This window comes from Ruegeria sp. BHSB064, from assembly GCF_059613205.1.
The window spans coordinates 23,432-29,728 of the sequence record NZ_JBXWSB010000053.1 but is presented as its reverse complement, the minus strand read 5'-3'; the positions used below and the strand labels follow the sequence as shown (position 1 = coordinate 29,728).

General features: G+C 61.8%; 9 protein-coding genes. All 9 read left to right on the top strand.

Annotation, left to right across the window (positions count from 1 at the left end):
- On the top strand, positions 1-548 hold a 548-nt coding region (locus tag AC2FNU_RS13640), incomplete at its 5' end, for a hypothetical protein (RefSeq protein ID WP_496789225.1).
- 15 nt (positions 549-563) lie between these two features.
- Positions 564-1,193 carry a hypothetical protein gene (locus AC2FNU_RS13635; RefSeq protein ID WP_496789221.1) on the top strand — a complete coding sequence of 210 codons (630 nt, stop codon included), beginning with the start codon at positions 564-566 and terminating at the stop codon, positions 1,191-1,193.
- 18 nt (positions 1,194-1,211) lie between these two features.
- Positions 1,212-1,700: a hypothetical protein gene (locus tag AC2FNU_RS13630; RefSeq protein WP_496789217.1), complete on the top strand. Its 489-nt coding sequence runs from the start codon at positions 1,212-1,214 to the stop codon at positions 1,698-1,700.
- Positions 1,697-2,536 (top strand): class I SAM-dependent methyltransferase, encoded by an 840-nt coding sequence (locus tag AC2FNU_RS13625; protein WP_496789214.1) that lies wholly within the window; start codon positions 1,697-1,699, stop codon positions 2,534-2,536. The genes AC2FNU_RS13630 and AC2FNU_RS13625 overlap by 4 nt, the downstream gene beginning before the upstream one ends.
- Complete coding sequence (locus AC2FNU_RS13620) at positions 2,533-3,600, top strand: polyprenyl synthetase family protein (protein ID WP_496789211.1); 1,068 nt, start codon at positions 2,533-2,535, stop codon at positions 3,598-3,600. The genes AC2FNU_RS13625 and AC2FNU_RS13620 overlap by 4 nt, the downstream gene beginning before the upstream one ends.
- 11 nt (positions 3,601-3,611) lie before the next feature.
- Positions 3,612-4,199, top strand: coding sequence for a hypothetical protein (locus AC2FNU_RS13615; RefSeq protein WP_496789209.1), 588 nt, complete (start codon positions 3,612-3,614; stop codon positions 4,197-4,199).
- Between the two features lie 12 nt (positions 4,200-4,211).
- Positions 4,212-4,775, top strand: coding sequence for a hypothetical protein (locus AC2FNU_RS13610; RefSeq protein ID WP_496789207.1), 564 nt, complete (start codon positions 4,212-4,214; stop codon positions 4,773-4,775).
- Positions 4,772-5,770, top strand: a complete 999-nt coding sequence (locus tag AC2FNU_RS13605; RefSeq protein WP_496789205.1) for a hypothetical protein — start codon at positions 4,772-4,774, stop codon at positions 5,768-5,770. Before AC2FNU_RS13610 ends, AC2FNU_RS13605 begins: the two co-directional genes overlap by 4 nt.
- Positions 5,760-6,293 carry a hypothetical protein gene (locus tag AC2FNU_RS13600; RefSeq protein WP_496789203.1) on the top strand — a complete coding sequence of 178 codons (534 nt, stop codon included), beginning with the start codon at positions 5,760-5,762 and terminating at the stop codon, positions 6,291-6,293. Before AC2FNU_RS13605 ends, AC2FNU_RS13600 begins: the two co-directional genes overlap by 11 nt.
- Positions 6,294-6,297: the final 4 nt, after the last annotated feature.

Below are 6,297 nucleotides of genomic sequence, written 5' to 3'. Positions count from 1 at the left end.
GGATTGCGACGCGGATCGGCAAGACTGCCCCGCCGGGTGTCCACAAAGCGACACTGGTTACGGAGAACGGTGAATATCCGGTCACGGTCGACGTTCCGGAGCGCAAGAAACTGCGCCTCTCACCCGGGTCGATTAGCCTAACCGGACGACCGGGTGAGCGGATCAACGCGCAGTTCACTATCTCTAACCGCGGCAACGTCGCATTGCCAGTTCCGACGGGCGGCGTCGGCGGGCTCTTTGCCTCCGACGGGTTAGCAGGTGCGTTTTCGGCGGCCTATGCCTCGGACGCGGAGGCGCCACTTGAGGTCTTTGGCGAATTTATCCTCGGGCTGCGTCGGTCCTATTTGGGCTTGATGCGGCTGAAGCTGAAATCGAAGGACAAGGGAGATCTGGCGCCAGGTCAATGCCGTGACCTGACGTGGGAATTTACCGTCCCCGAGCCGCTGAACCCGGCTACACAGTTGGGCGCGGGACGGCGGTTCCATACCACTATTGTCATGTCACACTTGCGCCTTGTGGCCCGATTGACCCTGACCGCTCCGAAATAGAAAGGGAGATCGCCCATGAAAAAGAACAAAATGACGATGCGGGACATGCGCGAAAGTATGGACACGATGTCGGATATGATGTTGCGGCAGATGGACCTGTCTGGCGAGTTGGTCGATAGCCTAGCGGATACCGCACGGCGGTTCCTCTCCTCTCTGTCATCCGGGCAGTCCTCGAGCTGTTGCGACATCCCTGAACCGTGTTGGATGCCGAAAGATCTGGGCGAATATCATTGCGAGATCTGTGCGAGCAGCACCGGGGTGATCGAGATCCGGATCACAAACACCGATTTCCGCCCGCGCAACTTCACGCTTGCCGCAGCGGGTCCCGATGCAGCGCGTGTGAAACTGACCCCCAACAGCTTTAGCCTCGGCCCCAAGGAACGCCGAACCGTGCGAGCCGAGTTTGACTCCAAGCTCGATGACGGCGTGCATTGCGCCGAGTTCGAAGCGCTGATCTGGGTGGTAGGCTGCAACAGCCACTATCTGCGCTGGACCGTTGAGGTCGGAAAGACCGAGCGCGCTTGCTGTCATCACGTGGAGGTTTTTGACCAGCCGGACTACGAGCATCATTGGTATGACCATTTCTACTGCGTGCGACCCTGCTATGGGCGGTCGGTGCGGCCGGGTATAGGGATCAAAGGGTGACCTATGTCGAATTCGCAGATGAAAGATATTTTCAACCAGGCCATGCGCCTGAATATAAAGTATTATTCCGGTCTCTTTGACGTCACCAAGGATTACCTCGGCGCGCTGCGGGATCTGGCCGAGCAAGGCCTGGAGAAATCCCCGCCCGCTACTGTCGCACCAAAGCCCGCCGCCCCTGCGATCCAGCCACTGATCCTCGCAGCACCTGCTGGGAAAGTGGCCGAGGCAAGTTTTGCGGTGACCAACAACACTGGGAAGGAGATGGCCGCAGATCCGGAGGTCTCGGAAAGCCTGCGCACGGCTGGTGTGATCGCCGAACCGGCGGGCCGGATGGTCGCGCACGGGGAGGACGTGGTCTTTACGCTCAAGGGCAAACCCACGTCGAAGATGAAGCTAGACCAGGACATTCATGGCAACGTCAGCGTGCGTCCCTTTGGCGACCGTGAGATCCCGGTCGTGTTGCGGCGATTGAAGGCGCCGGCCAAACCGAAAGGGAAACGGTCATGAGCGCGCCCGGCGGCATCCTGGCCGAGGGCGTGCTGGTGCAGGCCATGCATCTCTATTCCGCTTTGGTGATGCGACCCTATGAACATGGGCGCAACGCCGGTCTGGTCGAGCGGACGACGTTGGGCACCCTGCCCCAACCGCTCGATCGCAACGGCCTCGGCCCGCATTTTTCCCGGAAATACCCCAAGCCAGTGCTGCTCGGGCGCGCCACGGAGAACGACGCGCTGGTCTCTGAGTTCGACCGGATGGGCGAGATTTATGACGCCTACGTGCGGCCCTTCTCGACGCCGATCATGAATGCTGCTGTCGAGGAACTCTCGGCCTGGATCAAGCCCGACTTTCGACTTCTTGACGCGGGCTGTGGCGCGGGACGCGAACTATGCCGCTTGTCGCGCATGGTGCCTGAGGGCGAAGCTGTGGGCATTGATCTGGCCGCAGGAATGGTCAACGCAGCCCATGCCTCGGCCCGCGCAAAAGCGTTTGATAATACGTCGTTTTTCCAGTCTGATGTGGGCGATTTGCCCGAGGTTTTTACTGAGCAGTTCGATCTCGTCTATTCATGCCTTGCCCATCACCACTATCCCGACCCGCCTGCCGCCACGCGCGAAATCTTTCGCGCCCTTCGCCCGGGTGGCTACTACACAGTGATCGACGCAGGCCCGGAATGGTTCGTAAAACGCTCCTCCGGCCTCGCACTCTGGGCCGATCCGGGCTGGATCGGGTTCCACACGCCCGAGCAGTTCATGGCGCTGTTCGAGGCGGCAGGGTTTGAAAACACCGGTTGGATCGACCTTGTGCCCGGCTTCGGCATCGCCTGCGCTCAGAGGCCCCTTTGAACGAGAATACCTACGACCGGGCCCTTATTGAGCAGGCCCTCAACACCGCGCGGACCCGGACAGAGAAAGCGATGACCCGCTTTTTTAATGCCCGGCGCGAGACGGGGATGGATGTGCTCTACGATCAGATCAGCGATTATCCGTTTCGAGTGGGCAAAGGCCTGCGGCCCGCGCTGGTCTACGCTGCCTGTCAGGGCATGGGCGGAACCGAAGCGCAGGCAGAAAACACGGCGACGGCCATTGAACTCTTTCATAACGGCGCGCTGGTGCATGACGATATCGAGGATATTTCGGACTTCCGGCGCGGGGATGAGACGCTCTTTCGCCGTCACGGGGTGCCGATTGCGATCAACACCGGGGACGCGACTTTTGTCTTCTGCCTCTCGCTTCTGCTCGACAATGTTGAACAGCTCGGCGTCCGAAAGGCGATGCGTATCTTGAAGGATTTCGAACGGCTAAGCCGCGAATCCGTCGAGGGCCAGGCCATCGAGCTTGATTGGATTCGAAACGCACGGTTTGACCTCGACAGCGAAGACTACTTGCGCATGGCCTATAAAAAGACCTGTTGGTACACCATGATCGCGCCTCTGCGCTTGGGCGTTGTCGCAGGCTCCGGTCCGTCGATGGTCGCCGATCTCGAAGAGGCGCTGATAGACGTGATGGAGTTGGGCTACCTCGCGGGCATCGGCTTTCAGGTGCAGGACGATCTGCTGAACCTCACCGCCGACGAGGTGCTCTATGGCAAGGAGATCAGCGGCGATCTTTACGAGGGCAAGCGCACGATCATGCTGCTGCATTTTCTACGCACCGCCCCCAAACGCCACCGCACCCGCGCGATCAAACTGTTGACGCAGCCGCGGCCCAAGAAGGAACCCGACGAAGTACGTTGGCTCCTGCAGGCGATGCATGAGGCCGGTTCCATCGACCACGGGCGCGACTTGGCGCAGGATTTCATCACCCGCGCGCTGAAATTCGAAGCGGAGGGGCTGCGTTTCATGCCAGAAACCCGCCACCGACAATTCCTCCGCGAAGTGCTGAAATACGTGATTGCAAGACTGAAGTAAGAGGGACCGCCATGTCACATGACCACGACCACGCAAGTACCCCATCGAACCCTTTCGAGGAGCTGATAAAGCTGCAAAGCGCGTTTCAGCAGAGCCTGAGCCAGGCGACAATGCAGTATCTGCGGCAGCTGCAGGGCATTGTCGGGCCGGTCACTCCGGGCACCGTCGTGCAGCAGGTGGATGGTGCAGGTGTCGCGCTCAAGCTGCGGCCCGGGGGCCAGGCGAATGCGAGCGTCAACGTCGAGAACCGGCAGCGCGTACACTCCATGGTCACTCCGATGATCACACCTCTGGTCTCCGATACCGGGGCCACGTGGTTTGCGCAGACCGCCTTCACACCTCCCACCGCGCTGCTGGCTACCGATGAGGTGCTGGACTTCGCGCTGGTACTGGAGGCACCGAAAGACATGCCCCTCGGCGTCTATCGTGGCGCCGTGCTGATCTATGGCTGCAGCGATGGCGTCGTGCCGCTAGAGGTGACCGTGGCCAAACAGGCAGCAAAGCGCAAAACAACGCCAGCTGCAGCCAAGTCAAAGACAGCAACCCAAAAGGCGTCCGCGCGTAAGACCGCCGCCCGTAAATCCACCAAAGCGTCCTGAGGAGACCCGCCGATGTCCAACAGTGCCAGCATCCGCCTGATAGACCCGCCGGAGGACGCAGGCCGCACCACGGCGAGCCTCTTCTCCTCGCTCGCGAGCCGGTTGATTACCCTACACTATACCTCGGGCGTCAGTGTCATAGGATCGACGCTCGCCGGGCTCGCCGAAGCGGGCCGCGAAATCTCCAAGACAGCCGAAGGTGCCCGCATCCGCCGGGCGCTCGAAGCCAGCGCCGTGAAGGATAACGGCGAGCTATTGTGGAGCGCCCTGCGCGTCACCGGCTGGACCGAAGGCATGCCCGCAGCACCCGTGCTCGACCACATCCGCAATGACCTCGCCCTACTTCTCGCTGACGATTTGGCCGAAACGATCGACAACGTCCCTGCCCCGCTGGAAAACAAGGTTTATAAAAGCAAGACCGTGCCGCCGGCGATCACCTTTATCGACACGCTGATGGGTCTCTGGATTCACTCGCGCGAGATCGTGCAATCGGTCGAAGCGCTGGCCCGCAGCGCGCCGGAACGAGGCGACATCGAACCTGGGGACGCGGTACACAGCGGCCCGATCCTGCGGTGACAGCCTTCGACGCGCTTCGACCGCCGGCCCTCAGCGATCCGACGGCGGCAGCTTATAAGGACTGGTTTCACCTCAACGTCTTTCTGCCTGACACAGGCCGCGTTGTGCTGATCAACCTGTCGCTGCATGGCCCCCCTTGGGACGCACGCGGGCGGGCCGTCGGCACGGCGCTGGCGAGCGGAACGGATGGCGATTGGGTCGGCGGCATAGAAATCGCCTCATTCGCTGAAAGCGCGGTGGACACGCAGGCCGTGTTTCTCAGCACGATCTCTATGGCCGTGACCCGTGATGGCACAGCTCTGCACGCAAAGGTCGCCCGCCCTGAAGACGGGTTCGAGGCAGATTTGATCGCGCGCCCGGTTCTTTCGGCCAGTGCGCTGGGTCTCACCGCGCAGTTCGGCAGCGGGTGGATCGGGTGGAGCGCAGTGCCTGTTCTCTCGATCTCGGGAACTTTGATCCTCGATGGCAAGGAGGTCTCGCTAGAGAACGCGCGCGGCTATCACGACCACAATTGGGGCAGATGGTTCTGGGGCGAGGATGTGGCCTGGGAATGGGGCGCCTGGGTGCTGAGCGACGACATCACCGTGGTGGCGGCGCGTGGCACGGACAAGGCCCATTTCAACCGGCAGCCTCCGCATGTGTTCCTTGTCCACGGCAGAAAGGTGCACGCGTTCCTGCCAAGTCAGATCAGCCTGAGTTATGAGACCGCACCGACCCGTGCGGCACGGCGGCTGCCTGGCGCGCTGGCAGCGATCCACCCGGACCGTCGCGCGCCAGATCTTCCGTGCCGGGTGACATTGCAGGCGGAAAGCCGCACTGCGCGATTTGAATTGCGTTTCGAGGCGGAGACTGTGGCCCAACTGCTCCTGGCCGACCCAATGCGCCCCGGCTCCGGCTATATCAACGAGCTGGCAGGCCGTTGCCATCTTGTTGCCAGTCTCGACCGCACCTTGTTGCGCGCTGAAGGTTGCGGGGTTTTCGAATATGTCGAGTGAGCCCCGCCACCTGTGCGACTGGATTGTGGCACTCTACGCAGCGCTGGAGGAGGCCGAGCCGCATAGTGCGGCGGCCATTCGCAAGCTCGCGGGCGCGCAGCTGTCGCGCATGGTGTTGGACGCGGATCGCGTTACCGTACGCTTTGTCGAGGACAGGCTGCAGGTCCGGCGAATGCGGGCCAGCACCACGCAGCTGAAGACCCCCAATGGCTCTACCAACCGCATCACGGTCACGGCGCTGCTGCAGGGGTATATGGAGATTTCAGAGGCCATCGCACAGGATCAAATCCGGCTGCGCGGCACCGCAGATGAGGTAATGGCAATCTGCGCAATCATCGAGGTTCTGGTAGACGCCAGCACGCGGGTGCCCGCCCTTCAACGCTTAGCCGCTGCGTTTCTGCAGATGACCGGGCAGGAAACGGTCCGCGCCAGCCGACGGGCGCGCGCGGCAGCAGCACGCGCCCAGGCCGAGAAAGAGCGTGCGTTCTTGCAGCGTGAAGGCCTGTTGCGGGCACCGAGGTGACGGA